The organism is Psychrobacter sp. GW64-MNA-CIBAN-0177 (assembly GCF_040309585.1).
GTDB classification, from domain to species: Bacteria; Pseudomonadota; Gammaproteobacteria; order Pseudomonadales; family Moraxellaceae; genus Psychrobacter; species Psychrobacter okhotskensis.
In genome coordinates, this window is record NZ_JBEOOY010000131.1 from 1 (window position 1) to 289 (window position 289).

Genomic DNA, 289 nt, shown 5'->3' on the forward strand with positions numbered 1-289 from the left:
CCGTGCAGCCGGGTCGCGCGATGCGGCGACGATACGAAGATTGAGCGGGCGTGGCGATGCGGAAATCGAAGTCATGGCGATGAACCGTTGGATGGCCGGGCCGAGCGCGCCCGTGCCGGCGGGCGCCGCGGTCCGGCTGCTGCGTGGTCAGCAGAGTGTTGAACGTTTCGCCGCGCGCGAAAAGCATCGATTTCTGATAACCAAAGTGCGATTGCTGCGGAACCCGCAATGGCGCGGCAGAGCGGCGGTGCCGCGACGTCGAGACGTCGAATTCGACGCTATCGCGCGT

The 289-nt window shown here is 66.1% G+C and carries 1 protein-coding gene; it reads left to right on the forward strand.

Going from position 1 to position 289, the window contains the following annotated elements; translation table 11 throughout:
- Window positions 1-40 precede the first annotated feature (40 nt).
- Window positions 41-289: hypothetical protein (locus AAEY79_RS14480; RefSeq protein ID WP_352288986.1), on the forward strand; the 249-nt coding region annotated here is incomplete at its 3' end.